The organism is Amycolatopsis pigmentata (genome assembly GCF_042684065.1).
Lineage (GTDB): Bacteria > Actinomycetota > Actinomycetes > Mycobacteriales > Pseudonocardiaceae > Amycolatopsis_E > Amycolatopsis_E pigmentata.
The window spans coordinates 131,497-157,289 of the sequence record NZ_JBHUKR010000021.1; the positions used below are offsets into that span (position 1 = coordinate 131,497).

Annotated in this window: 22 protein-coding genes and 1 pseudogene; 8 read left to right on the top strand and 15 right to left on the bottom strand. The window is 68.8% G+C overall.

The window, feature by feature from the left end:
• Positions 1–127: 127 nt before the first annotated feature.
• From ACFSXZ_RS31900 to ACFSXZ_RS31955, 12 genes are all read right to left on the bottom strand, one after another.
• Complete coding sequence (locus ACFSXZ_RS31900) at positions 128–1,357, bottom strand: cytochrome P450 (protein WP_378269259.1); 1,230 nt, start codon at positions 1,355–1,357, stop codon at positions 128–130.
• Between the two features lie 493 nt (positions 1,358–1,850).
• Positions 1,851–3,080: a cytochrome P450 gene (locus ACFSXZ_RS31905; protein ID WP_378269260.1), complete on the bottom strand. Its 1,230-nt coding sequence runs from the start codon at positions 3,078–3,080 to the stop codon at positions 1,851–1,853.
• A 56-nt stretch (positions 3,081–3,136) separates the two neighbouring features.
• On the bottom strand, positions 3,137–4,357 hold the full coding sequence (locus tag ACFSXZ_RS31910) for a cytochrome P450 (RefSeq protein ID WP_378269262.1): 1,221 nt from the start codon (positions 4,355–4,357) through the stop codon (positions 3,137–3,139).
• 55 nt (positions 4,358–4,412) lie between these two features.
• Positions 4,413–5,642 carry a cytochrome P450 gene (locus tag ACFSXZ_RS31915; RefSeq protein ID WP_378269264.1) on the bottom strand — a complete coding sequence of 410 codons (1,230 nt, stop codon included), beginning with the start codon at positions 5,640–5,642 and terminating at the stop codon, positions 4,413–4,415.
• A gap of 75 nt (positions 5,643–5,717) precedes the next feature.
• Positions 5,718–6,944, bottom strand: a complete 1,227-nt coding sequence (locus ACFSXZ_RS31920) for a cytochrome P450 (RefSeq protein ID WP_378269266.1) — start codon at positions 6,942–6,944, stop codon at positions 5,718–5,720.
• Positions 6,941–7,552 (bottom strand): GTP-binding protein, encoded by a 612-nt coding sequence (locus tag ACFSXZ_RS31925; protein ID WP_378269268.1) that lies wholly within the window; start codon positions 7,550–7,552, stop codon positions 6,941–6,943. The genes ACFSXZ_RS31920 and ACFSXZ_RS31925 overlap by 4 nt, the downstream gene beginning before the upstream one ends.
• Positions 7,533–7,892 (bottom strand): DUF742 domain-containing protein, encoded by a 360-nt coding sequence (locus tag ACFSXZ_RS31930; protein ID WP_378269270.1) that lies wholly within the window; start codon positions 7,890–7,892, stop codon positions 7,533–7,535. The genes ACFSXZ_RS31925 and ACFSXZ_RS31930 overlap by 20 nt, the downstream gene beginning before the upstream one ends.
• Positions 7,893–7,894: 2 nt before the next feature.
• A complete protein-coding gene (locus tag ACFSXZ_RS31935) occupies positions 7,895–8,290 on the bottom strand; it encodes a roadblock/LC7 domain-containing protein (RefSeq protein ID WP_378269271.1) in 396 nt (131 codons plus the stop codon).
• Entirely contained in the window at positions 8,287–9,636 is a 1,350-nt protein-coding gene (locus tag ACFSXZ_RS31940) for an ATP-binding protein (RefSeq protein WP_378269273.1), read from the bottom strand. Before ACFSXZ_RS31940 ends, ACFSXZ_RS31935 begins: the two co-directional genes overlap by 4 nt.
• 368 nt (positions 9,637–10,004) lie before the next feature.
• Positions 10,005–11,843, bottom strand: coding sequence for a glycoside hydrolase family 15 protein (locus ACFSXZ_RS31945; protein ID WP_378269274.1), 1,839 nt, complete (start codon positions 11,841–11,843; stop codon positions 10,005–10,007).
• Between the two features lie 13 nt (positions 11,844–11,856).
• A complete protein-coding gene (locus ACFSXZ_RS31950; RefSeq protein WP_378269275.1) occupies positions 11,857–12,906 on the bottom strand; it encodes a glucose 1-dehydrogenase in 1,050 nt (349 codons plus the stop codon).
• A 40-nt stretch (positions 12,907–12,946) separates the two neighbouring features.
• A complete protein-coding gene (locus tag ACFSXZ_RS31955) occupies positions 12,947–15,988 on the bottom strand; it encodes an FAD-binding and (Fe-S)-binding domain-containing protein (protein ID WP_378269276.1) in 3,042 nt (1,013 codons plus the stop codon).
• Between the two features lie 42 nt (positions 15,989–16,030).
• Here ACFSXZ_RS31955 and ACFSXZ_RS31960 point away from each other — a divergent pair, with 42 nt between their 5' ends.
• Entirely contained in the window at positions 16,031–16,492 is a 462-nt protein-coding gene (locus ACFSXZ_RS31960; protein ID WP_378269277.1) for a MarR family winged helix-turn-helix transcriptional regulator, read from the top strand.
• A 13-nt stretch (positions 16,493–16,505) separates the two neighbouring features.
• Here the strand turns inward: ACFSXZ_RS31960 and ACFSXZ_RS31965 are convergent, their stop codons facing one another.
• Positions 16,506–18,464: a S53 family peptidase gene (locus tag ACFSXZ_RS31965; RefSeq protein ID WP_378269279.1), complete on the bottom strand. Its 1,959-nt coding sequence runs from the start codon at positions 18,462–18,464 to the stop codon at positions 16,506–16,508.
• 445 nt (positions 18,465–18,909) lie between these two features.
• Between ACFSXZ_RS31965 and ACFSXZ_RS31970 the strand changes: the two genes are divergently transcribed.
• The gene (locus tag ACFSXZ_RS31970) at positions 18,910–19,071 is read left to right on the top strand and encodes a hypothetical protein (protein WP_378269281.1); all 162 of its coding nucleotides are present in this window, start codon (positions 18,910–18,912) and stop codon (positions 19,069–19,071) included.
• A 42-nt stretch (positions 19,072–19,113) separates the two neighbouring features.
• Here the strand turns inward: ACFSXZ_RS31970 and ACFSXZ_RS31975 are convergent, their stop codons facing one another.
• Positions 19,114–19,809 (bottom strand): CDP-alcohol phosphatidyltransferase family protein, encoded by a 696-nt coding sequence (locus ACFSXZ_RS31975; protein WP_378270074.1) that lies wholly within the window; start codon positions 19,807–19,809, stop codon positions 19,114–19,116.
• A gap of 105 nt (positions 19,810–19,914) precedes the next feature.
• Between ACFSXZ_RS31975 and ACFSXZ_RS31980 the strand changes: the two genes are divergently transcribed.
• The 5 genes and pseudogenes from ACFSXZ_RS31980 to ACFSXZ_RS32000 form a co-directional block, all read left to right on the top strand.
• Positions 19,915–20,889 carry a zinc-dependent alcohol dehydrogenase gene (locus ACFSXZ_RS31980; protein WP_378269282.1) on the top strand — a complete coding sequence of 325 codons (975 nt, stop codon included), beginning with the start codon at positions 19,915–19,917 and terminating at the stop codon, positions 20,887–20,889.
• A gap of 182 nt (positions 20,890–21,071) precedes the next feature.
• Positions 21,072–21,482, top strand: a complete 411-nt coding sequence (locus tag ACFSXZ_RS31985; protein ID WP_378269284.1) for a 6-pyruvoyl trahydropterin synthase family protein — start codon at positions 21,072–21,074, stop codon at positions 21,480–21,482.
• The gene (locus tag ACFSXZ_RS31990; RefSeq protein WP_378269286.1) at positions 21,460–22,521 is read left to right on the top strand and encodes a glycosyltransferase family 4 protein; all 1,062 of its coding nucleotides are present in this window, start codon (positions 21,460–21,462) and stop codon (positions 22,519–22,521) included. The genes ACFSXZ_RS31985 and ACFSXZ_RS31990 overlap by 23 nt, the downstream gene beginning before the upstream one ends.
• Positions 22,522–22,619: 98 nt before the next feature.
• Entirely contained in the window at positions 22,620–23,324 is a 705-nt protein-coding gene (locus tag ACFSXZ_RS31995; RefSeq protein ID WP_378269288.1) for an SAM-dependent methyltransferase, read from the top strand.
• A 14-nt stretch (positions 23,325–23,338) separates the two neighbouring features.
• A pseudogene (locus ACFSXZ_RS32000) lies at positions 23,339–24,319 on the top strand (lysylphosphatidylglycerol synthase transmembrane domain-containing protein); the annotation flags it as partial.
• Here ACFSXZ_RS32000 and ACFSXZ_RS32005 read toward each other — a convergent pair.
• Positions 24,250–24,999: a creatininase family protein gene (locus tag ACFSXZ_RS32005; protein WP_378269290.1), complete on the bottom strand. Its 750-nt coding sequence runs from the start codon at positions 24,997–24,999 to the stop codon at positions 24,250–24,252. The pseudogene ACFSXZ_RS32000 and the gene ACFSXZ_RS32005 overlap by 70 nt on opposite strands.
• Before the next feature lie 154 nt (positions 25,000–25,153).
• On the opposite strand from ACFSXZ_RS32005, the gene ACFSXZ_RS32010 reads away from it, so the two are divergent.
• Positions 25,154–25,777, top strand: a complete 624-nt coding sequence (locus ACFSXZ_RS32010; RefSeq protein WP_378269291.1) for a GTP cyclohydrolase II — start codon at positions 25,154–25,156, stop codon at positions 25,775–25,777.
• Positions 25,778–25,793: the final 16 nt, after the last annotated feature.

A 25,793-nucleotide genomic window follows, 5' to 3' on the forward strand; every position in this document is an offset into this window, starting at 1 on the left:
GCCTCACCGGTCATGCTCGCGAGCGCGCCGGGCGTGGCCATAGGGCCGGAAGTCCCTCGTGATCAGGCAGACCGGGCACGCCACCCAGAAGAGCCGGATGAAACGGACGCTGGTGTGACTCTTTCGCTCAGGCGGACCCGCTGAAGCGGACGGGCAGGCTCTCCGGGGACACCGCCCAGAGCGAGTGGAGATTGGTGATCTCGTCGGCCGGGACGGCCAGCTTGAGGTCGTGCAGCCGGGTCAGCACGGTTTCGACCCCGATGCGCGCGATGATCCGGCTCGGCCGTTGGGCCGGGCAGACGTGCGGCCCGGTGCCGAAGGACAGATGCGCACGGTTGCCGATCGCCAGCCAGGGATCGTCGCTGTGCACGCGCGGATCGGTGTTGGCGGCGGCGTAACAGAGGAACACCGCGTCGCCTTTCCGGATCCGTTGTCCGGCGATCTCGGTGTCGGCGAGCGCGTACCCGCCGACCATGTTCGCCGCCGGCGACTGGCGCCACAGCACCTCGTCCAGTGCGTCGTCCAGGCCGAGACGCCCGCCGCGAAGCCGGCTGCCGAACCGGGGGTCGGTCAGGATCAGCCGCAGGGTCTGCGCGATCCACGCGATGGTCGCCTGGTAGCCCGCCATGATCACCAGAATGATCGAGAACGCGACCTCGATGTCGTTGCGGAGGTCGTCATGACGGAGAAACGAAGTCGTCATGTCGTCGGCGGGATCGTCCTTGTGGGACTGCATGAGGTTGGTGAGGATCTCGATGATGATCTCGACCCCCTTCTGCGACTGCGGGCCGGCGCTGAACGCCCACAGGACCGCCTCGGTCAGCCGGTATCCTTCGTCGGTTCCGATACCGAACCACCGCGCCACGGAAAGCATGGGAACGAGCACCGCGTATTCGGCGACCAGGTCGGCTTCGCCGTGGTCGGCGAACGTGGCGATCAATTCGCGGCAGATGGCCTGGGTTTCCCGGCTGATCCTGTGTTCGTCGAGGGCGTCGAGTCCGTCGTCGAGCGGAGCCCGCAGGCGACGATGTTCGTCTCCGTTGGCGTAGTACGCGTGATCCCGCGGAGTCATGAGCGCGGCGAGCGTGGATTCGGGGTTCTGCAAGGTGTCGAAGTAGCGCCAGTTGGCCGCGCTTCTGGAGAACAGGCGGTCGTTGCGGGCGACCTGGATGATTTCGCGGTAGCCCATGACCAGCCAGGCGGGGATGCCCGGTTCGAGTTGGACCGGGGCGATCTCACCCCACTGTTTGCGGAGCCGGTCGTAGACGGCCTGGGGATCGGGGCTCTGGTTCACCTCCGGCAGGAGGACGAGGCCGGTGAAGTCTTCCAGGGCACGGTCGCGAGAAAGGGGTGTCACGATGATTTTCCTTCGGAACCAAAGAAGATAAACGCGGGAACCGCGCTTTTCGCCCCGCTCAGGCGAATCCGGTCAAGCGGACGGGGAGGCTGGCGGGGCATCTGGTCCAGATCGACGGCATGGTGGTGATCTCCTCGGCGGGAATGGTCGGTTTCGGATCGTCCGGATTGGTCAGCACCGTGTCGACGGCGATGCGGGCGATGAGACGGCTGGGCCGGTGTGCCGGGCAGACATGGATTCCGGTGCCCTACGACAGGTGCGCACGATTTCCCGTTTCCAGCCAGGGATCGTCGCTGTGGACCCGGGGATCGATGTTGGCGGCGGCATACGAAAGGATCATAGCGTCGCCTTTCCGGATGGGTTGCCCGGCTGTCTCGGTGTCGGCGACGGCGTACCCACCAGGCATGTTCGTCCACGGCGGGCTGCGCCAGAGCAGCGCGTCGGGAGCCGTGGTGATCTCCTTCGGCGAGAGACCGGTGATGTTCAGACCACCTCAGGAGAACCCGGTGAAGCGGACCGGGAGGCCGGCGGGGCACATGGTCCAGGCCGACGGCATCGTGGTGATTTCCCCGGCCGGAATGGTCAGTCTCAGATCGTGGAGCCGGGTCAGCACGGTCTCGACGGCGACCCGGGTGACAATGCGGCTCGGCTGGCTTGCCGGGCAGGAATGGGGCCCGGAACCGTAGGAGAGGTGGGCGCGATTGCCGATCGCCAGCCAGGGATCGTCGCTGTGGACGCGGGGGTCCATGTTGGCGGCGACCTGGGACAGCGCCACCGCGTCGCCTTTCCGGATGAGCCTGCCGCCGACTTCGATGTCGGTCAGCGCGAAGAAACCGGTCGAGTTGGCGAACGGTGGGGTGCGCCAGAGCACCTCGTCCAGCGCGTCGTCCAGGCCGAGACGTCCGCCGCGCACCCGGCCGCTGAACCGCGAATCGGTCAGCATCACCCGCAGGGTCTGGGCGATCCAGCTGATGGTCGCCTGGTAACCGGCCACCAGCGCGAGGAGCATGGCGAACATGACCTCCACGTCGTTGTGGTGGTTGGGGTGACGCACGAACGCGGTCGTCAGATCGTCGGTGGGGTTCTCCCGGCGGGAGGTCAGGTGGTCGGTGAGGAGCTTGAACATGGCATCGGGCCCCTCCCGGGTTTCCTTGCCGGGACTGAATCCCTGCATGAACTGTCGCATCAGCCAGTGCCCCTCGTCGGTGCCGATGCCGAACCAGCCGGACACGGCCAGCATGGGCACGAGCACGGCGTATTCGGCGACCAGGTCGGCCTCTCCCCGGTGCTCGAATTTCGCGATGAGGTCGCGGCAGATGCCCCGGGTGGCGCGGCTCGTCTTGTGCTGGTCGAGACCTCCCAGTCCGTCATCGAGGGGAGCGCGCAGGCGACGGTGGCGCTCGCCGTCGGCGTGGTAGGCGTGGTCGAGGGGGGTCATCATCCCGGCCAGGGTGGAGTCGGTGTTCCGCACCATCGCCGCCAGCCGCCAGTTGTCCGGGTTCTTGGAGAAGGCGCGGTCATTGCGAGAGACCTGGATGGCTTCGTGGTATCCGAGGATGAGCCAGGCGGGGACGCCGGGCTCCAGTTCGATCGGTGCCACCTCGCCCCACTGCTCACGAAGGCGAGCGTAGGCGGCATGGGGGTCCGGGCTCAGGTTCACCTCCGACAGCGGAGTGAGATCGGTGAGCTCCTCCAGCGAAGCGTCAGGACAAGGCGGAACCACGTTGTTCTCCTTCTAGGTCGGGGTGAAAGCCCCGGAATCGGTGTTTCACCGCATCGTCAGGAGAATCCGGTGAATCGGACGGGCAGGCCGGCGGGGCACACCGTCGAGATCGAGGGCGCTGTGCTGATTTCCTCGGCGGGGACGGCCAGTCTCAGATCGTGCAGGCGGGTCAGCACGGTTTCGACGGCGATGCGGACAATGGTGCGGCTCGGCCGCTGGGCCGGGCAGACGTGGGGACCGGCGCCCCAGGCCAGGTGCGCGCGGTTGCCGATCTCCAGCCAGGGGTCGTCGCCGTGGACGCGAGGGTCGGTGTTGGCGGCCGCGTAGGACACGGCCAGCGCGTCGCCCTTGCGGATGCGCGTGCCGGCGATCTCACAGTCGGCGAGCGCGTACCGGTTGGCGATGTTCGCCGCCGGGGGACGCCGCCAGAGCACTTCGTCCAGCGCCTCTTCCACCCCGAGCCTGCCGCCGCGCAACCGGCCGCCCAGGTGGGAATCGGCCAGGATCAGCCGCAGGGTCTGGGCGATCCACGCGACGGTCGCTTCCTGCCCCGCGGCGAGCAACTGGACGATCGCCTGGGTGACTTCCGAGGCGTCGTGGTAGTTCGGATGGCGCAAGAGCGCCGTCGTGAGATCGTCGACCGGGTCTTCCTGGTGGGCGAGGATGAGCCCGCTGAGGATCTGTTGCATGATCTCCATACCGGGGCGCGGATCCTGCCCGGGGACGAACAGCGAGGCCATGGCCTCCATCAGTCGCCCGGCGTCGTCGGTGCCGATGCCGAACCAGCTGGCGACGGCCAGCATCGGCACCAGTGCCGCGTATTCGGTCACGAGGTCGGCTTCGCGCCGGTCCGCGAACTTCGCGATCAGGCCGAGGCAGATGGCCTGTGTCGCCCGGCTCGTGCGGTGTTCGTCGAGACCCTCCAGACCGTCGTCCAAGGGCGCGCGCAACCGGCGGTGTTTTTCCCCGTCGGCGAAATGCGAGTGCTCCTGCGGCGTCATCATCAGGGCCAGCGGGGAACCCGAGCCCTGCAGTTTCCCGAGATACCGCCAGTGGCGGCTGTCCCGGGAGAACAGGCGTTCGTCGCGGCTGACCTGAATGATTTCCTGGTAGCCCATGACCAACCAGACGGGAATACCCGGGACGAGTTCGACGGGCGCGACCTCACCCCACCGCCCACGAAGCCGCGCGTAGGTCTGCGGGTCATCGCGCTGGTTCACCTCCGCCAGCGAGACGAGATCGGTGAAATCTTCCAGCGAACGGGAAGGCGGAACCACGTTGTTCTCCTTCGAGGTTGGGCAAGGAACCCTGAATCAGTGTTTCGCCGCACCCTCAGGAGAAACCGGTGAAGCGCACCGGGAGGCCGGCGGGGCACATGGCCCACAGTGACGGCATCGCGATCAGCTCATCCGCCGGAACGGCCAGTCGCAGATCGTGGAGCCGGGTCAGCACGGTGTCGACGGCGACTCGGGTGATGATGCGGCTTTGCGGGCCGGCCGGGCACGAATGGGGGCCGGTGCCCCAGGAGAGGTGGGCGCGATTGCCGATCGCCAGCCAGGGATCGTCGCTGTGGACGCGGGGGTCGATGTTGGCGGCGACGTGGGACAGCACCACCGCGTCGCCCTTCCGGATGAGCCTGCCGCCGATCTCGATGTCGGTGAGGGCGAAGAAGCCGGGTGTGTTGGCGAACGGGGGAATGAGCCAGAGCACCTCGTCCAGCGCGTCGTCCAGGCCGAGACGACCGCCACGCACCCGGTTGCCGAACCGGGAATCGCTCAGCATCACCCGCAGGACCTGGGCGATCCACGTGACGCTGGCGTGGTAACCGGCGACCAGCGCGAGGAGGATGGCGATCATGACCTCCCCGTCGTCGTGGTGGTTGGGATGGCGCAGGAACGCGGTCGTCAGATCGTCGGTGGGATTCTCCCGGCGGGAGTTCATGTGCTCGGTGAGGAACGTGATGATGAAGTCGAATGCCGCCGGGGATTCCGGGCCCGCACTGAACGCCTGGAGAATGGCCGGCATGAGCCGCTGTCCGTCGTCCATGCCGATGCCGAACCAGTCGGCCACGGCCAGCATCGGGACGTGCAAGGCGTATTCCGCGAGCAGGTCGGCCTCTCCCCGGTCCGCGAACTTCGCGATGAGCTCGTGGCAAATGGCCCGGGTGGCCCGGCTTATCCTGTGTTCTCCGAGACTTTCCAGTCCGTCGTCGAGAGGAGCGCGCAGGCGACGGTGTTTGTCCCCGTCGGCGTGGTAGGCGTGTTCGCGCGGGGCCATCACCCCGGCCAGGGTGGATTCCGGGTTCTGCAGCACCTCGACCAACCCCCAGTTGTGCGGGTTCTTGGAGAAGGCGCGATCGTTGCGGGAGACCTGGACGAGTTCGTGGTATCCCAGGACCAGCCAGGCGGGGACGCCGGGTTCGAGTTCGACCGGCGCGACGTGACCCCACTGTTCGCGGAGCCGGGTGTAGGCGGCATGCGGGTCCGCGCTTACGTTCAATTCCGTCAGAGGGACGAGATCGGTCATTTCACCCAGGGAACGGTCGCGATAAAGCGGACGCACTTTGCTCTCCTTCGAGGTTTGGACAGATGAACCCCCTGGAATCTGAACCCCCTGGAATCGTTTTTCGCCGAACCGTCAGGAGAATCCGGTGAACCGCACGGGGAGACTGGCGGGACACATGGTCCAGATCGACGGCATCGTGGTGATTTCCCCGGCCGGAACGGCCAGCCTGAGATCGTGGAGCCGGGTCAGCACGGTTTCCACGGCGATCCGGGCGATGATGCGGCTGGGCTGGTGGGCGGGGCAGACGTGCGGACCGGTGCCGTAGGAAATGTGGGCGCGGTTGCCGATTTCCAGCCAGGGGTCGTCGCTGTGGACGCTCGGATCGAGGTTGGCGGCGGCGAAGGAGAGGATCACCGCGTCGCCTTTCCGGATCAGCTGCCCGGCGACCTCGGTGTCGGAGAGCGCGTATCCACCCGGCATGTTGGTCCACGGCGGATTGCGCCAGAGCACCTCGTCCAGTGCGTCGTCCAGGCCGAGACGGCCACCGCGGAGCCGCCCGCTGAACCGGGTGTCGGTCAGCATCACCCGCAGGGTCTGGGCGATCCACGAGATCATCGCCTCATAACCGCCCGCCAGCATGAGGATCATCGCCCACATGATCTCGGAGTCGTTTTCGAGGCTGGGGTGGCGCAGGAACACGGTCGTCATGTCGTCACCGGGTGTCTCCCGGTGGGCGTTCATGTGGGCGGTGAGGAGCCTGACGAGGGTTTCGGGCGCTTCCTGTGAGTCCTTGTCGGCGCTGAACACCTGGATGATCGCCTGCGCTACCTGCGCTCCCTCGTCGATCCCCATGCCGAACCAGTTGGCCACGGCCAGCATCGGGACGTGCACGGCGTATTCGGTGACCAGGTCGGCTTCGCAGCGGTCCTCGAATTTCGCGATCAGTTCGCGGCAGATGGCCTGCGTCGCCCGGCTCACCTCGTGGTCGTTGAGGCCGGCCACCCCATCGTCGACCGGCGCGCGAAGGCGGCGATGTCTTTCTCCGTCGGCGTAGTAGGCGTGTTCCCACGGTGTCATCAACGCGGCCACCGTGGAGTCCGGGTTCTGCAGCACCTCGGCCAGCCGCCAGTTGGCCGAGTTCCGGGAGAACACCCGGTCGTTGCGCGAGACCTGGACGATCTCGCGGTAGCCCATGACCAGCCAGGCGGGGACGCCGGGCTCCAGTTCGACGGGTGCGACCTGGCCCCACCGGTCGCGAAGGCGGGCGAAGGCGGCTTTCGGGTCCGCACTGCCGGTGATCTCCGACAGCGGGACCAGATCGGTCAGTTCATCCAGCGGGCGAGCGTGGGAGGTGGTCATACGGTTTCCTTCTGGCCCGTGGTGGTGAGCGCGTATTCGACGAGCGTCACCAGCGCATCGATCGAGGACTGCCGGACCCGCGCGTCACAGAAGACGATCGGGGTGTCAGGCAGCAGATCCAGTGCCTGACGCAGTTTGGCCGCGTCGTAGTGGGGGGAGTCCGGAAACTGGTTGACCACCACCGCGAACGGTGTCCCGCCGCGCAGTTCGAGTTGGTCGAGTACCTCGAAACAGTCCTCCAGGCGCCGGGTGTCGACGATGACCAGCGCGCCGACCGCGCCTTCCGCGAGGCCTTCCCAGAGGTTCCAGAACCGGCGCTGCCCAGGCGTGCCGAAGAGGTAGAGCACGATCTCCGGACTGATGGTGATGCGCCCGAAGTCGAGCGCGACCGTGGTCGTGCGCTTGTGGTCCAGACCGGCCAGGGAATCGACGCCGACGCTGGAGGCCGTCATCAGTTCTTCGGTGCGCAACGGCATGATCTCGCTGACCGAACCGATCAACGTGGTCTTGCCGACGCCGAAATGCCCGACGACGAGGATCTTCACGGACTGCTTCACGGTCGACGCCACGTAACCGCCGGCGGGGACCTCAGAGTTTCCGGAGGCCATCGAGCACCTTTCGCAGTAGGGCGCGGTCGGCGGACGCGCGGGGAGTCGCCGAGCGCACCAGCAAATGTCCGGTGTCGGCCAGATCCGACACCATCACGGCCACCAGGCTGACCGGGAGTCCGAGGTGTGCCGCCGCTTCCGCCAGCGACAGCAGCCCCCGGCACACGCCGACCAGCGCCCGCTGCTGCCTGGTCGCCGACACGGTCAGGGGCCGGTCCGGGTTGGCGATCACGAGCGTCTCCGGGCGGATCGTGTTCCGCGAGGGATGCGCGCGGCCCCCGGTCATCATGTACGGCCGTACCGGCCAGTCGTGGTATTCGTCGTCGCCCGGATCGCTCATGGTCACTGCCGGCGGATCTTGGCGCTGAGCGTGTGCTCGCCGATCGCGAGAACCTGGGCCTGCATCTGCTGGGCCACCAGCGCCGGGTCGATCACCGCTTCGGTGACCACCGCCAGATAGGAGCCGTCACCGGCGCCGCGCACGAACAGGAATCCGCCGCCGAACTCGATCATCACCTGGCGCGGGATGGTGCCGTCACCGAACTCGCCGCCGATGCCCTTCCCCAGCGAGGCCAGGCCCGCGCACGCGGCCGCCAGCCGTTCGGCGACCTCGGTTTCCGTGCGGTGACAACGAACCGTGACGAAACCGTCGGAGGTCAGCACCACGGAATGGCGGACGCCACGCACATTGGTGATCTTCTCCAGCATCCAGCCGTTGTCGCCGGCCTCCGTGGTCATGCTTCCTCCCGCTCGTCGTCGCTGACCGCGTGCCCGTCGCCCGGCTTGTCCTCAGGCCGGACCTCGAGCAGGGCACCCATCCATTTCGCCGCCTCGGCCGGCGTCTGCGTCGTTCCCTGCTCGCGCGGCCGGTCTTCGGTGCGCACCGCGACCGGCTTTTCCTGCCTCCGGGGCGACCGCCGCTGCGGCAGCGGCGTGTCGTCTTGCGGGTTCGCCGGGCGTTCGAACCCGAAGTCCGTTTCCCCGTCCCTTTTCTCTCGCACTGGCTCCTGCCGGTCCACGGCCTGAGCCCGTCCCGCGAGGCGCTCAGGCGGTTCCACTATTTCGGTCAGTTCGGCGGGCACCAGGACGATCGCCCGCAGCCCGCCGTACACGGATTCGCCGAGGTCGACCCGGAAGCCGTGGCGGCGCGCGTACTCGCCGACGACGGCGAGGCCCGTTTGCGGCGTCTGGCCGAGGTCGGCCAGACCGACCACGCGGCGCCCGGACGCGATTTCCCTGGCCTGCTCCAGACGGCGTTCGTCGAGACCGACACCACCGTCGTCGATTTCCACCACGACGCCACGCTGCACCGGGCGGATGGCGACCAGTACCTGCGTGGTCGGCGGCGAGGACTGCGCGGCGTTGGCCAGCAGCTCGGCGACCAGGTGGATCAGGGGTTCGGCGGCCCTGGCCACGACCGCGGTGTCCGGGTCACCGGACACGCTCACCCGCTTGAAGGCGATGATGCGCGCGGCCGCGGCGTTCACGACGTCCGCGAGCGGCAACGATTCCTGCCACTGCTGGCCGGGCCATTCGCCGCACAGCACGGCCAGGCTCTGCGCGTGCCGGGCCTGCTGGGCCGCGGCGTGGTCCACCCGCATGCCGCTTTCCAGCACGTCGGGGTCGGCCGCGTGCCGCTCGATCATCCGCGTGGCTTCCTCCTGGATGCGGTGCGCGGAAGCCTGCACCGTGCGGCCCAGCGCGACCACCGCCATGCGGACGGCCTCCTGCTGGTCGCCGTACTTCTCCTGCTGCTCCGTTTCCAGGTCGCGGCTTCGCTGGGTCAGCGTTTGAATCTGGTTCTGCTGCTGAACCACCCGTTCCCGGCACTCGGTGAGCTCGTCGGTGGCTACCGCGAGTTCGCGCGTGCTCGTCAGGGTGAACAACCCGCCCGCGGCCGCCGCGGTCGCCAGCACGGCGGCTATCCCGGCGTACCAGCCGGCCACGGCGTGCGCGCCGTCGGGCGCCAGGACCGCCGCGAGCGTGGCGAGTGCCGCGGTTACCAAGCCCACCACGACAATCACCACGGGCGGACGCAACCGCCCGCGGTAGTCGTGCTGAGCCGGGATCGTGTGTGTTGACATCAAATCGAAACCTCGGATGCGGTTGGTCGCTGCGAACAAGCACCGGCTGGGCCTGACTGGGGCACAGGAAGGGAAGGCAGGAGACAGTCAAGACGCCGAGGGCGTGTCCGCCGAACGGGGGTTGCGTCAGGGTGAACGTGCGACATTGGACACAGAATGTACAGACCTCGTGCCCGATGCGGAATACGAGTTGCCAACTAGCCCGCCACTACCCTCAATGGAGCTTCGCGCGGCCACTCCGCGTCACCCACTGGCGCTCCGGTTAGGACATGCGCCGTCGCGGCGCCGACGTGACTTAATGATTGTTCAAGAGCGCTTTCGCCGGGCCGGCGGACCCGCGTTCGGAAAGCGCTTCCCGAGATGGACGGTCAGTCGGTGAAGCGTTGCTCGCCCCGGGTGGCGTTGGTGGTGGTGTGACTGCCCGCGAGGTGGCGAGCCGTGTTGACGAGACCGACCATGCTGAAGGCCTGCGGTGTGTTGCCGACCTGTGTTCCGCGCACGGGGTCGTATTCTTCGCTGAGCAATCCGACATCGTTGCGCACACCGAGGAGGCGCTCGAACAACTTCTCGGCTTCCGCGGTCCGCCCGGACCCGTGGAGCGCGTCGGCGAGCCAGAAGCTGCACGCGAGGAAGCAGTTTTCGCTACCGTCCACCCCGTCCACGCCACCCCCGTCGGCGTCCGGGTCGTAGCGGATCAGGAGACCGTCACGGCAGAGTTGCTCGCGGACCGCGTCGATGGTGCCGCGCACGCGCGAATCGTTCCACGGCAGGAATCCCACGCGCGGGATGAGCAGCAAAGCCGCGTCGAGTCCCTTCGATCCGTAGAACTGGGTGAAGGTGTTCCGGTCGGAGTCGTAGCCGTGTGCGCAGACGTCGTCGTGGATGCGCTCGCGCAGCGCCCGCCAGCGATCGACGGGCCCGCCGAGGTCGTGCCTTTCCACGGTGCGGATGGCGCGGTCGACGCCCACCCACGTCATGACCTTGGAATGCACGAACTGCCGTCGCGGCCCGCGCATTTCCCACAGCCCGTTGTCGGGTTCGTCCCAGTGGCCTTCGAGATGGTCCAGCATGGCTCGCTGCATGTCCCACGCGGAGTTCTCGACCTTCAGTCCCGCCTCGCGGACGAGGTGCAGGCCGTCGAGCGCTTCGCCCCACACGTCGAGCTGCAGCTGGCCTGCCGCGGCGTTGCCCACCCGGACCGGGGCGGATTTCCGGTAGCCGGACAGCCAGTCCACAGTGGACTCCGGGAGCCGTCGCCTGCCGTCGAGTCCGTAGAGGACCTGGAGCCGCGCCGGGTCCCCGGCCACCGCGCGGACCAGCCACTCCCGCCAGGCCCGCGCCTCCTCGGTGTACCCGGTGCCGATCAGGGCCTGGAGCGTGAAGGTCGCGTCGCGGAGCCAGCAGAAGCGATAATCCCAGTTGCGCGAGCCACCGAGCCGTTCGGGCAGTGAGGTCGTCGCCGCGGCGAGGATGCCGCCGGTGGGCGCGTAGGTCAGGGCCTTGAGGGTGATCAGGGCGCGGCGCACCGCCTCCGGCCATCTCCCGTTGTACCGGCAGCGGGAAATCCAGTCCGACCAGAACCGTTCCGTTTGCGCCAAGGCCGTCTCCGCGTCGATGGTCTCCGGCGCGGGCAGGTGCGAGGCACGGTGGCTGAACACGAACGGCACCCGCTCCCCGGCGGCGACGGTGAACTCGCCGTGGGTCGCCCAGTCGCGCCCGTGCAGCCGCACCGGGGTACGAAGCCACACCGCGTCCGGCCCCGCGGTCGCGACGAACTGGCCTTCCTTGTGGCTTACCCACGGAACGATCGAGCCGTAGTCGAACCTCAGGCGCATGAGCGACCGCATCGGCACCCGTCCGGAGACCCCCTCGACGATCCGGACCAGATCCGGGGTCCTCGGTCGCGAGCCGGTGCCGGGCGGCATGAAGTCCAGCACCCGGACCGTACCGTCCGGGGTGTCCCACTCGTGACAGATGACCAGGCTGTTGCCGCGGTAGTAACGGCGGGTGGCGGGACCACCCGCGGCGGGCGCGAGCAGCCAGTTTCCGGCCGGGCCGTCACTGGGATCGGTGTCGACGAGCGCGGCGAAGCAGGCCGGGGAGTCGAACCGGGGCACGCACAGCCAGTCGATCGACCCTTCCCGGGATACCAGTGCCGCGGTGTGCAGGTCGCCGACCAGCGCGTAGTCCTCGATCAGCATGGTCATGAGACGACTCCCCTCAGTCGAAGGTGACGACGACCTTGACGTCGTCTTCTTCAGCGGTGAACGCGTCGGCGGCACGATCGGCCGGCACCCGCCGCGTGATCAGCCGTTCCAGCCAGTCCACATCGGACTTCGTCAGCGACTCGGCGGCCTGCCGGTAATGGCGCCGGTTCGCGTTCACCGAACCGAACACGACGTTGTTTTCCAGGACCAGTTCCCGGTTGACCGCACCGGCGTCGACCGACAGCCTGCGCCCGGTGGAGGAGACGCCGGTGAGGCAGACAATTCCGCACGCCGAGGCATGCCGCATGACGTCGAACACCAGGGCGCCCACCCCGGTCGCCTCGACGACCACGTCGGGCTGGATCCGCTCCGCCACGGTGGCCGCGTCGTCGGTGTGGTAGGTCGCGCCGAGATCGGAAACCAGGCCCGGTTTGGGGCCACCGGTCACGCGATCGAGGACGTGGACGTCGAGCCCGCGCTGGACACCCAGCAACGCGGCGAGCAGTCCGATCGGCCCCGCGCCGGTCACCAGGACGCGCTCCGGCCGGAACCAGGCACGTTCGCCGATCCGCTCGATCTGTTCCCACGCCTTGGCTACGACGCTGGTGGGTTCCAGCAGCATCCCCACCGGTTCGAGCCTCGCGTCGACGCCCGCCGCGTAGTGGCTGTCCACGGTCCAGAGTTCGCTGCCGTAGCCGTCGAGCCGCCGGATTCCGCGCTCGGTGTAACGGCCGTTGCGGCACATGTCGAACTCGCCCGCCGCGCACGCTCCACAGGGCACCGGATCGGGCCTGCGCACCACACCGACCACGAGATCGCCGGAGGAGAATTCGCTTCCGGCCGGGGCTCGCTCCACCCGCCCGAGCGACTCGTGCCCGAGCACCAGGCGGTCCGCGCCGGGCGGCGCGTCACCGTAGTCGCCGGCGGCGATCTCCTTGTCGGTCCCGCACACGCCCAGCGCGAGCGCCCGCACGAGCAACTCGTCCGGCCCTGGCTCGGGCTCGGGGATGTCGCACACCCGGAGGGAATCGGCCTTTCCCGGGACCACGGTCAACGCACGCACGGCGGCTCCTGATCAGGTGTGTCCGCAAAGGACAGTGAACTCATCGCCTGCCCTCCTCGCGGGCCGGCCTCGCGAGGAGTTCGGCCAGGTGAACGGCTTCCCGGCCACCGCTGTCGAGCTGATGGATCTGGGTCCGGCAGCTGAACCCGTCCGCCAGCACGGTGGTGTCCGGATCGGCTTCCCGAACTTTCGGCAACAAAACCCGTTCCGCGCAGGCTTCGCTGACCGGCAGGTGACCGGGCTCGAAGCCGAAGTTCCCGGCCAGCCCGCAGCAGCCGGAGTCCAGGCGTTCCACGTCGACGCCTGCCTGCTCCAGCAGGCGCTTGTCGGCGTCCCAGCCGAGGACGGCGTGCTGGTGACAGTGCACCTGCGCCAGTGCTTTCGCCCCGTCGACCGTCGGAGGCCGGTAGCCGGGGGAGTGGTCGGTCAGCAGTTCGGCCAGGGTCACCGTCTGATCGCGCAGCCGTCGCACGTCGTGGTCCTCGGGGAACAGTTCGGGCGCGTCCGCGCGGAAGACCGCGGTGCAACTCGGCTCCAGGGCCAGCACGAGACCGCCGTCGTGCAGGTGCGGGGCCAGCGCGCGGACGGTGCGGGTGAGGATCTTCTTCGCCACGCCGAGCTGCCCGGTGGAAATCCAGGTCAGGCCACAGCACAACGGCGCGGTGGGCATCTCGACGCGCCAGCCCGCGGACTCGACGAGTTCCACCGCGGCCTGTCCGACGTGCGGATGGAAGTGGTTGGTGAACGTGTCCGGCCACAGCAGGACGGTGCCGCGGGCGCCGTCCCCGCGCGGACCGCGCCGCGCGAACCACCGCTGCAGCGGTTCCCCGGCGAACAGCGGGATTTCGCGATCCTCCACGCCCGCCGCGGCTACCGCGAGGCGCGAGAGCGGGGGAGTGTGCGTCACCGCGTTGACCAGGCGGCTGAGCCGAAGGCGGCCCACCAGTTGCGCGACGGCCGGCAGCCAGCCCATCGAGAAATGGGCCCTCGGCCGTCGCCACGGCCGCCGCCGGTAATGCTGGGCGAGGAACTCCGCCTTGTAGGTCGCCATGTCCACATTGGCCGGACAGTCGGTCTTGCAACCCTTGCACGCCAGGCACAGATCGAGCGCGTCGTGCACCGCCGTCGACCGCCAGCCGTCGGTGAGCGGACCGTCGGAGTGCCCGTCCAGCATTTCGAACAGCAGCCGTGCCCGGCCACGCGTGGAATGTTCCTCTTCGCGGGTGACCTGGTAGGACGGGCACATCACCTGACCCGACGGGGTGGTCTGCTGGCGGCAGCGGCCGACTCCGACACAGCGGTTGGCCGCCTGGGCGAACGACCCTCCGTCGTGCGGATAGCGGAAGAACAGGTTCTGCGGCGTGGCGGGTGACCAGTCGCCGCCGAGCCGCAGGTTGTCGTCGAGCGGGTGCGGGGCGACCACCTTGCCGGGGTTCATCCGGTCCTGGGGGTCGAAGATCGCCTTGAGCTGCCCGAAGGCGTGGACGATGTCCTCGCCGAACATCTTCGGCAGGAGCTCGCCGCGGGTCTGCCCGTCCCCGTGCTCACCGGAGAGCGAACCGCCGAACTCGACGACGAGGTCCGCGGCGCGTTCGAGGAACCGGCGGTAGGTCGCCACCCCGCTCGCGGTGTAGAGGTCGAACGGGATTCGGGTGTGCACGCAGCCCTGCCCGAAATGCCCGTAAAGACTGGGGCCGGTGTCGCTGAGGTACCCGAACTCCTCGTACAGCGCGTTGAGGCGGCGCAGGTACTCGCCGAGGCGATCCGGGGCGACCGCCGAATCCTCCCACCCTTCGAAGGTGTCCGGCTTGCCCGGAATATGCGCTGTGGCACCGAGTCCGGCTTCGCGAACCTGCCAGAGTTCGGTCTCGAGGGCGGGCTCGTCGAGGAACGCGACATCGGCCTGATGCGGGCTGTCGTGCAGGTCGTCGAGCATCCGCTGGGCCTGTTTGTCCACCGCCTCGATGTCCTCCCCGCCGAACTGGACCATCAGGAACGACCGGCCCTCGGGAAGCTTGCTGATCGCGGACGGGTTCAGGTGTTTGATCCGTTCGTCCCGGAGCAGCTTCGAATCCAGGCCTTCCAGTGCGACCGGCTCGTGCGGCAGGATCGCGGGGACCGCCTCCGCGGCCTTGTCGACGCTGGGGTAGCCCAGCACGACGAGGGTCCGTTCCTTCAACACCGGCACCAGCTTCAGCTTCGCTCTCAGCACGGTGACCAAAGTGGACTCACTACCGACCAGCAGCCCGGCCACGTCGAAGCCGTGTTCGGGCAGGAGCGAGTCGAGGTTGTAGCCGGAGACGCGCCGGGGAATGTCGGGGTAGGTCTCCCGGATCCGTTCGGCGTAGGTGTCGCGCAGGTGCCGCAACTGGCGGTAGATGGCGGCCCGCCGGTTGCCGTGACGCTCGATCTCGGCGTAGGCTTCGTCGTCGGCAGGGGGTCTGGGGGCTTGCCCCCGGTGGGGGGTGTGGGGGGCTGTGCCCCCCTCGGCATCCCGGCCGCACCAGAAGCGCGTGCCGTCGTAGCACAGCACCTCCAGCGCCGCGATGTTGTCGACGACCTTGCCGGTGCGCTGTGCCGTGGCCCCGCACGAGTTGTTGCCGATCATGCCGCCGAGGGTGCAGTTCATGTGGGTGGCGGGCTCGGGGCCGAAGCGGAGGCCGGTGTCGGCGAGTTGCCGGTTGAGGTCGTCGAGCACGATGCCGGGCTGCACCACGCAGGTCGCCTCGTCGGCGTCCACGGATTCCAGCTTGCCGCAGTACTTCGACCAGTCCAGCACCACCGCGGTGTTCGTGCACTGGCCGGCCAGGCTCGTGCCGCCGCCGCGCGAAAGCACGGGCGCGCCGTACTCTCGCGCCACGGCGATCGCCTCGACGGCGGCCTCCGGGCTGCGCGGCACCACGACGCCGATCGGTACCTGGCGGAAGTTGGACCCGTCGGTGGAATAGGCGGCACGGGTGCCGTCGTCGAAGCGGATTTCGCCGTCGACTCGTGCCCGCAGCGCGGCGGCCAGGCCGGGGACGTCCACGTCCACCGGAGTCCCGGGCCGGATCACCGGATCGGGCAGGGCGTGTGTGGCCACGATTTCTCCCTCCTCACGCTCGCTATGCCCTATCATAGTTGCGTGACGCAAACGTGCACGGCGGAAAGCGAGGCGGGCATCGCGCTGGCAGCGCTCCGCGCGATGGTCGACATAGCCGATTCCACGGTGGAGAAGATCATCGGGCAACTCACCATGACGCAGTTCCGCGCGCTGCGAGTGATCGCCGATCGCACCCCGGTCACGATGAGCCGGGTGGCCCAGGCGCTCGGCCTCAACCCCTCGTCGGTCACCCGTGCCTGTGACAAGCTCACGGCTCAAGGCCTGGTGCAGCGTGCGCAGAATCCGCTGAACAAGCGGGAAACGCTGCTGGCGCCGACAGCCAAGGGCAGGCAGATCGTCGAGCGGGTGGACCAGGATCGCCGAGCGGTGCTCTCGGCGATCCTGGGCCGGCTGGACACGGCCGACCGCGCCGCGCTGGTGACCGCCTTCGCGCGCTTCACCGCCATCGCGGAAACGGTCTCCCCGCTGGGGGTCGAATCGTGATTGCGTTAAGCAACTATCTCTTCGGGCGGAACGAGTCGATCAGCTGCCGGGTCGGTGAACCGAGGCCGGTCGTGGTGTTGTAACCGGGCGCGAATTTCAGGTTGCTGTCCGCGAACTGCCCGGGGGTGACGAGTTCGATCTGATCGTGGAACATCGTCGCGTAGGCGACGGTGTCCTTCGTGCCCACCGGATTGCCGAGGATGCGGTGGTAGTTTTCCCCGCCGTGCCGGGCGTAGAGCGCCGGGTTGGCGAATCCGATCGGACCGTGTTCCTGCACCAGAAGTGCTTCGATGCCGGTGAACAACGGAGAGGCCAGGCTGGTTCCGCCGCCGTTCTCCACGGTGTAGGCCAGGTTGCCGTTCCGGTCCGCTTGAGTCACGCCGATGAAGAGGTTGAGCTCGGGGTCGGCGGAGGCGGAGACATCGGGGACGGTGCGCATCGGCGGGGTGCCGGCGAAGGACGCCGGTACGACACCGTTTTGGTAGAACGGCTGGGGAAACACCGTGCTGGTGCCGCCACCGGATGCCTTCGACTGGTCGCCGGGCGGTTCGGGGTCCCACCGGGTGCCGTCCGCGGACAGCTCCGACTTGTCGTTCGCCCAGCCGATCTCCCACAGATAGCTGTTCTGTTCGCCGATGGCCAGGCTGGTCCCGCCCACCGACGTCACCCAGGGGCTGGAGCCCGGGTATTCGACAGTGGGTACGCCGTCGATCAGACCGCCGCCCGAATCGCCGCTGGCGAAATTCAGGGCGATGCCTTCGACGGCCGCCTCCTGGAACACGCGCTCGTACGCGGCGATCGCTTCGGGTGCCGCTCCGGGCGTGTAGCCGGTGATGATGGAACCCGACACGACATCCGCCAGATGCCGGTCCACGATCTGGACCACCGCGTCCAGCACGTCGTCCCCCAGGGACGCCCTCGAACCGACCACGAAGGCGATGTTCGCGTCCGGGGCCATCGCGTGCGCGCCCTGGACGTCCATGGCCTCCTCTCCGCTGACCGGTTCGGGCCGCGCGTCGGCTGGGACATACGCGGTGAACTGGCCCGGTGCGAAGGCGGGCTCCCCGTGCTCGGTGGAGAAACGGTTCGCGTCGGGCAGGATGTTGATCTCGTTGGAGATACCGATGATGCCGATGGTCACGCCCTTGCCCGTGAGTCCGGTGCCCGTGACTCCGTAGGCGTCGCGCATTTGTTGGGGCGTGTAGCCGCAGGGCGCCCATTGGACGGGATGCCCGTAGGCGGGCGGAAGATCGGTGGCCGGGGTGTCGCCGTAGTAGGCAGGGCAGGGATTGCGCGGCTTACCGGCCTGTGCCGCGAGGTTCTTCGCCGCGCGCTTGCCGGTGTCGTTGGTCGTGTTCGCGGACGGGGTGCCGGGTGTGGGCTGTGGTGGCGGCCCGGGCTTGCGGCGCGGGCCGGTCGGCATGGTCAGCCCCGTGACGGTGAGAATGTCGGGTGCCACGGCGGCGGGCACGGTGATCGGGCTGGTCGTCGCGCGGTACGGGGTGGAGTAGTAGGTGTAGTTCTCGAAGTGGGTGCCGAAGGCGCTGGCCGCTTGCGCGGCGGTGCCGTGCACGACGACGGCGCGCGGTGTGGCGCTGTCGATCGACAGGCCGGTGCCGCGCAGCCATTCGCTGACGGCGTCGATCCGTCGCTGGGTGGGTCCGAAGCGGCCGCGGGTATCCTCGGGCGTGAGGTAGTGGCCGTAGCTCGGATTGGCCGGGTCGGAGACCGCGCGGGCGTAGTCGGCCAGGCCTTTTGTGTCGCCGGCGAGGAAGACCTGGGCGGTCACCGGTGAGGCCGGGTCGGTCGGTCCGTTGTCCGTGCCCTTACGAACCACGTCGCCGCTGCGGGTTTCCATGCCTCCCAGGGGCACTCGCTGCGGGTCGTCGGCTTGGGCGGTCACCACGGGCAGTACGACAGCGGCGGCCGCGAGACAGCCCATCGCCGCGTACAGGTGCCGTTTTTTGCGCATGTCTCTCCCTTGTCCGGAACCGTTGCGCCAACAAGACGCGAGCGGCGGACAAGGTGTCGCGAGTTGTCACGACCGGGTAAAGCGAGGCGCCGCAGCCTCACCCTAGCGTGACCGTCTGTGAGCGGGCAGGGCAGTTGATGCTGGTTACCGACATCCCAGGTGACGGTGCGTCATTGGTCCAGGGAGACATGGCTGTGGCGGTGGTGAGTCGCGGCGCTGCGCCGGGTCGACGCCGGGCTACGGGCGCACATGAACTCGGGCACATGGTGCTCGGCGACGAGTACTCATTGGCTGATCAAGCGCGCGGCAGAGTTCCGGACGTCTTGGTCGCTTGCGGTTCGGCAAGCGGCACAAGCCAAGCTGGTCGATGACGTGACCGCGCGGCAACTGCGCCAGCGCGTTCCGACTCGTGCGGAGCATGGATGCCATTGGCTGGGCTCCTCGCATGGATCTCGAAACGGTGACCGTTCCTCCGTCCTATGCCCATGCCGTGATCGAAGCTTGGCGCCGAGATCTGGTCAGCTCCGACCGGGCCGTCGAGATGATGTACGGCGAAATTTCGGGTCCAGATCTCCCTCCTCGTGAAAATGCGGAGCAGGAGCCGTGACCCAAGCGAGCGGTGAGCCTCGATACCCCAAGCAGATCCCGCTTATGCCGCGGACCTGACAGTACCGCCGAAATCGTCATGGCCGCCGCGCGACTGTCCTAATGGGACGATCGCGGACGACGGCCGCCGCAGCCAGAGCCAGCGGATGTCACGGCCGAAGGACCAGCACAAGGACGCGAGCGCGAGCGCGGCCAGCGTGATCGCGACAAGGTGGGGAACCGGGCCGAAACCGGCCACACCGAGCAGGATTCCCTGCGCCGCGGCGACGGTCTTGCGGGCCATGCTCGGCGGCAGCGGCGCGCGCAGCCACGGCATCGGCCGGGCCGCGGCGACGAACGCGTAGCGCATCAGGCCGATGGTCAACGTCCACCAGCCGAGCGCCATCCCCAGTGACATCGCCACCTGCACGCTGAGGACCAGGATGAGGAAGGCGTCGACCTCCATGTCGAACCGCGCGCCGAAGGGAGAAGCCGTCCCGGTACGGCGGGCGACCAGGCCGTCGACCGAATCCAGCGCCAGCGCCACCGAGACCAGCGCGACGAAGGCCGCGCCACTCGTGGCCCGGTCGGCCACCAGGGCCACCACACCGCCGGTCAGCACGGCCCTGGCCAGGGTCACGTGATCCGCCGGCCGGAAGGAACGGATCTCCGCGCGGTGCAGCGCGATGCTCAGGACGAGCCAGAGGGCCACGATGTAGGCGACGCCGGCGATCCAGCCCGGCGCGCCCGGGCCGAGCATGCCCAGCAGCAGGAGCTGAGCCGCCACCGTGACGTCCCGTTCGTGATCAGCGGTTACCGTGATCGTCTGCAAGCCACTACCCTTCCCGCGTGGAGAGGTTGACCCATGACACGTTCGGCACGGGCGTTTTGGTTCACATCGCGCCTGGCGGGTGAGATCCGTGCCGTCGAGGTGACGGAGCCCGGCCCCGGCGAAGTGCTCGTCCGCACCCGCTTTTCGGCCGTCAGCCGCGGCACCGAAACCCTGGTCTTCAACGGTGGCGTACCGGAAAGCCAGTACCCCATCATGCGTGCCCCGTTCCAGGACGGCGACTTCCCGTGGCCGGTGAAGTACGGCTACCTCAACGTCGGGGTGGTCGAACAGGGGCCGTCCGAGCTGCGCGGGCGCTCCGTCTTCTGCCTCTATCCGCACCAGACCCACTACGTCGTCCCGGAATCCGCGGTGACGGTCCTGCCCGATGCCGTCCCACCCGGGCGGGCGGTGCTGGCCGGGACCGTGGAGACCGCGGTGAACGCCCTGTGGGACGCCGCGCCCCTGATCGGCGACCGGGTCGCCGTCGTCGGTGGGGGCATGGTCGGCTGCTGTGTGACCCGGCTGCTCGCCCGGATGCCCGGCGTGCGGGTACAGCTGGTGGACGTGGACCCTTCGCGCGCGGCGGTCGCCGAGGCACTGGGGGCGGGCTTCGCCTCGCCGGAGGAGGCCGAGGGCGAGTGCGATCTGGTGATCCATGCCAGCGCGACCGAAGCCGGCCTCACCCGGTCGCTGGAACTGCTGGCGCCGGAAGGCGAGGTCATCGAGCTGAGCTGGTACGGCGACCGGCGGGTGAGCGTGCCCCTGGGCGAGTTCTTCCATCCACGGCGGCTGGCCGTGCGCAGCAGCCAGGTCGGTTCGGTCTCACCGGCCCGGCGCGGGCGCCGTACGTTCGCCGACCGGATCGCCCTGGCCCTCGATCTCCTCGCCGACCCCGCCTTCGACGCCCTGATCACCGGGGAAAGCCCGTTCGAGGAACTGCCGTCCGTGATGCCCCGGCTCGCGTCGGGGGAGATCGCCGCGATGTGCCACCGGATCACCTATCCCTAGCAGTCTGTGTCTCCAAGGCGCGCGATCGGATTTGCGTAGACGGGCCGTGGCTCTCGAAGAACCTGCCTTTCGCAGGCATGCGGCCCGCCTCCGAAAATCCGAAGCCTTCGGCGACCGCGCGCCCTCCCCACCTCATGCGGGACCATGGGCTTTTGAAACACGCACTATCCTGAGGAGGGACCGTGTTCAGCGTCACCGTCCGCGATCACCTGATGGTCGCCCACAGCTTTCGCGGTGAGGTCTTCGGGCCCGCCCAGCGGCTGCACGGGGCGACCTTCGTGGTGGACGCGACCTTCCGCCGTCCCGACCTCGACGAGGACAACATCGTGGTCGACATCGGGCGGGCCACCACCGAACTCGGCTCGGTGCTCGCCGATCTCAACTACCGCAACCTGGACGACGAATCCGCCTTCGCCGGGATCAACACCTCCACCGAATTCCTGGCGAAGGTCATCGCCGACCGGCTGGCGGACCGGGTGGCGGCGGGCGATCTGGGCGAAGGCGCGCGCGGCCTGACCGGGATCACCGTCACCCTCCACGAATCGCACGTCGCCTGGGCGAGCTACGAACGTGATCTTCGTTCTGTCGGCTGACGTCGACGACCCCGGTGCGCCCAGCGGCGGCAATGTCTACGACCGCCGGATGTGCCAGGCGCTGGCGGCGGCGGGCAAGGCACCACGCGAGATCAAGGTCGCCGGGAGCTGGCCGCGCCCGGACGCCGGCGCCCGCTCTGAGCTTTCCCGTGCTCTCGCCGGAGTTCCGGACGGCGAGGTCGTGCTCATCGACGGACTCGTGGCGTGCGGGGTGCCCGAGGTCGTGACCCCGCACGCCCGACGGCTGCACCTCGTGGTCCTCCTGCATCTCCCGCTCGCCGAGGAGACCGGACTGGAACCGGACGAGGCGGCCGACCTCGACGCGAGAGAACGGCGGACCCTGGGCGCCGCGAGCGCGGTCGTGGTGACCGGGCCGGCGGTGGCGGGCCGGGTGATCCGGCATCACGGCCTGAGCGCCGAGCGCGTCCACGTGGTCATCCCCGGTACCGATCCGGCACCGCTCGCGCCCGGCACGGACGGGGTTTCGCGGCTGCTGTGTGTCGCGTCCGTGACCGTCCGCAAGGGACAGGATCTGCTCGTCGAGGCGCTGGCCACGATGGCCGGTCCTCAGTGGACATGCGAGTTCACCGGGCCCGTGCGGGATCCCGGTTATCTGCGGCGCCTGCGCGAGGCGACCGAGCGGCACGGGATCTCCGGCCGCGTGACCTTCACCGGGCCACGGACGGGTGAAGCGCTCGCCGCCACCTACGCGGCCGCCGACCTCGTGGTGCTGCCATCCCGCGCCGAGACCTTCGGAATGGTCGTGACCGAGGCGCTCGCCCGTGGAATCCCCGTGCTGGCCACGCGGACACCGGGCGTGCCGGAAGCGCTCGGCCGGGCGCCCGACGGTTCGGTGCCGGGTCTCCTCGTGCCCCCTGACGACGCCACCGCGCTCGCCGTCGCTCTCCGGAGCTGGTTCGGCGACGAGGAGTCGCGGAGACGTCTCAAGCGGTCGGCTCACCTGCGCCGTGGCATGCTGACGACGTGGGACGAGACCTCGCGGCACCTGGCTCAGGTGCTGAAAATGACGGTCATGTGAGTACGTCGGGCTTCGCCCCCGAGTGGCTTTCGCTGCGGGAAAGAGTCGACGCGGCGGCAAGATCCGAAGAGCTTCTTGCCCCTTTGCGGAAAATTCTGTTGAACCAGAACCGCCTGGTCTTCCGTGACATGGGTTGTGGCACGGGATCAATGGGGCGATGGCTCGCCGGACGACTGCGCGGTCCGCAGCACTGGGTGCTGCACGACCATGACACCGAATTGCTCGCGAGGGCGAGCGTGACCGGCGCGGCGGCCGACGGTGGCCGCGTCACCTTCGAAACCCGCGAGGGCGACCTCGCCGGGCTGAGCGCCGAGGACTTCGCCGGCACCTCCCTGGTGACGGCCTCCGCGCTGCTGGACGTGCTCACCGCCGGGCAGGTGGACGGCCTCGCCGCGGCGTGCGCGGCGGCCGGATGCCCGGCGCTGCTCACGCTTTCCGTTACCGGACAAGTGGAATTCGCCGAGCCGGAACCGCTCGACGCGGACTTCCGCGAAGCGTTCAACGATCACCAGCGGCGTGCGGGCAAACTCGGGCCGGACGCGGTCGAGGCCGCCACCGAAGCCTTTGCGCGGCACGGGATGCGGGTGCTGACCCGGCCGAGTCCGTGGCGCCTCGGTCCACAGGAGAGCGAACTCACCGCGGAATGGCTGAAGGGCTGGGTCGGGGCGGCGTGCGAACAACGCCCGGAACTCGGCGGCGAAGCCGATGCCTACCTGAGCCGGCGGCTGGGGGAACGGGGTGCGGGTACGCCGCACGTCGTGGTGCACCACACCGATCTGCTCGCGCTCGGGGTTCCGTCATGATGCGGCGGGTCGTCCTGCGACGGGCGCTGCCCTGGCTGCGGCCCCTCGCCGCGGCGGCGATCCTGGCCGTGCTGGTGTGGCGGCTCGGCACCGGCGCTTTCGTGTCCGGGCTGCGCATGATCAGTCCCTGGTCGATCCCCGTCGCCGTCGGGATCGGCTTGCTCACCACGGTGTTCAGCGCGTGGCGATGGTGTCTGGTGGCCCGGAACCTCGGTCTCCCGCTGAGCCTGGGCACGGCCGTGTCCGACTACTACCGCGCCCTGCTGCTCAACGCGGTGCTCCCGGCCGGCGTGCTCGGCGATGTCCACCGCGCCGTCAGCCATGGGCAACAGTCCGGGGACGTCGGCCGTGGTGTCCGGGCCGTCGTTCTCGAACGGTTCGCCGGACAGGTCGTGCTGCTGGCCGTCGGCGTCGGGGTGTTGCTGAGCCGCCCCAGCCTGGTCGCCGCGGTGGTGCCGATCCGGGGCGCGGCCATGGTTCTCGGTGGCGTGGTGGTCGTTTTGGCTGTCGTGATCGCGTTCGCCGCGCGGACACGCCGGGGGAAGGCGCTCGGACGCCGCGTCGTCGCCACTGCGCTGGAGGACGGCCGTCGAGGCCTGCTTTCGCGCGAGACGTTGCCCTCGGTGGTCTTCTCCTCCGCCGCGACCGTGGTGGGGCACGTCGCGATGTTCCTCGTCGCGGCGCGTGTCGCGGGGGTCTCGGCGCCGGTCTCGGAGATCGTTCCGATCGTGGTGCTGGCACTGGTCGTGATGGGCCTGCCCGTCAACATCGGCGGGTGGGGACCACGGGAAGGGTTCCTGGCACTGGCCTTCGGCGCGGTGGGACTCGGCGCTGTCCAGGGGGTCACGGTCGCTGTGGTGTACGGGGTGCTGACGCTCGTGGCGAGCCTGCCCGGAGCCGCGATGCTGTTCCACCAGCGGCGCGCTCAGGGAGTCGTGCCGTCACCACGCCCGGCGCTCCCGCTGGAACTGCCGAACATCGCCGGGTACCGCGCGAAGGCCCTTACCAGGCCGGCCAGCAGCGCCTTCCCTTTCTGGGCGGAGGCCAGCGACGGCCGTCCGATGACACCGGAATCGGTGTAGGCGGCCATGCCGAGGGTGAGGAGGTCACGGCGATCGTCAGCGACCGTGTCGGCCGAGTCGTAGCCCGGCTTGACCAGCTCCGGATGGGCGTGCAGGAGCACCGAGGTTTCCAGTTCGCCCGCGTGCATGTCGGTGTCCAGCGAAGTGCTGATGCCGGCGGCGATCCTGGCCTCGTCCATGTCCGCCAGGGACGGGAAGAGCGCCATCGTGCCGGGTGCGTCCTGCACCGTCTCCTGGACCACGTTGGCCAGCACGTAGTTGCCACCGTGGCCGTTGACCAGCACGAGGTGACCGACACCGGACAGTCGCAGCGATGCGGCTATGTCGTGCACCACCGAGTACAGCGTCTTCGCGGAAATACTCACCGTGCCCGGCCACGCGGCGTGCTCGTGCGAACACGAAATCGTCACCGGGGGCAGCAGCCGTACCGGGTAGGCGGCGGCGATCTCCCTGGCGATGGTGCACGCGATGACGGTGTCCGTGACCAGGGGCAGGAAGTCGCCGTGCTGCTCGAAACTGCCGACCGGCAGCAACGCCACGGCCGTGTCCTGATCGCGGACATCGAGGGTGGTGTCCGGCGGCAGCAGATCCATGGCGCCTCCGTCTTCCGGGCGTCTTCGAGGTCGCCTTCCCGCGCGTGACGACATTTACTTGTATACCGTGGAACGCAGTGCGGTGTGGCCCTGGCCACGAGATCGGCTGGGCGCGTTCACCAATAGACACTGAGGGAATAGACAAGGGGACCTCATGCACCAGCAAGAGATCGCGGAGTCCAACCTGGTCACCCGGCGTGGCACATTCCGGTGTGTCGCCTTCCGGGACCCGGCGGACGGGCATGAGCACCTCGCCCTGGTCTACGGTGGGCGACCACGGGACGACGTGCTGGTCCGGGTCCACTCCGAATGCGCGACGGGCGACATCTTCGGCGCGACCCGGTGCGAATGCGGTGACCAGCTCGACGCGGCGCTGGACGCGATAGTCGCCGAAGGCGCCGGGATCCTGGTTTACCTGAGGGGCCACGAAGGCCGCGGGATCGGCCTGGTTGCCAAGGTGCGCACGCACATCCTCCAGGACGAGCAGGGTCTGGACACCGTGGATTCCGCGACCAGCCTGGGTTTCCCGGTCGACGTGCGCGACTACGGGCCGGCGGCCAGGGTGCTGTCCTATCTGGGCGTGCGGTCGGTCCGGTTGATGTCGAACAACCCGGACAAGATCAGTGCTCTTCAGTCGCACGGCATCGCCGTCGCCGCCCGGGTTCCGTTGCTGGTGCCGCCGAGCCCGGACAACATCAGTTACCTCACCGCGAAACGCGACCGGCTCGGGCACGACCTGCCACAGCTCGAAGGTTTCGTGCGCGGCGCGGACACCTGAGTTCGGAGGACTTGGC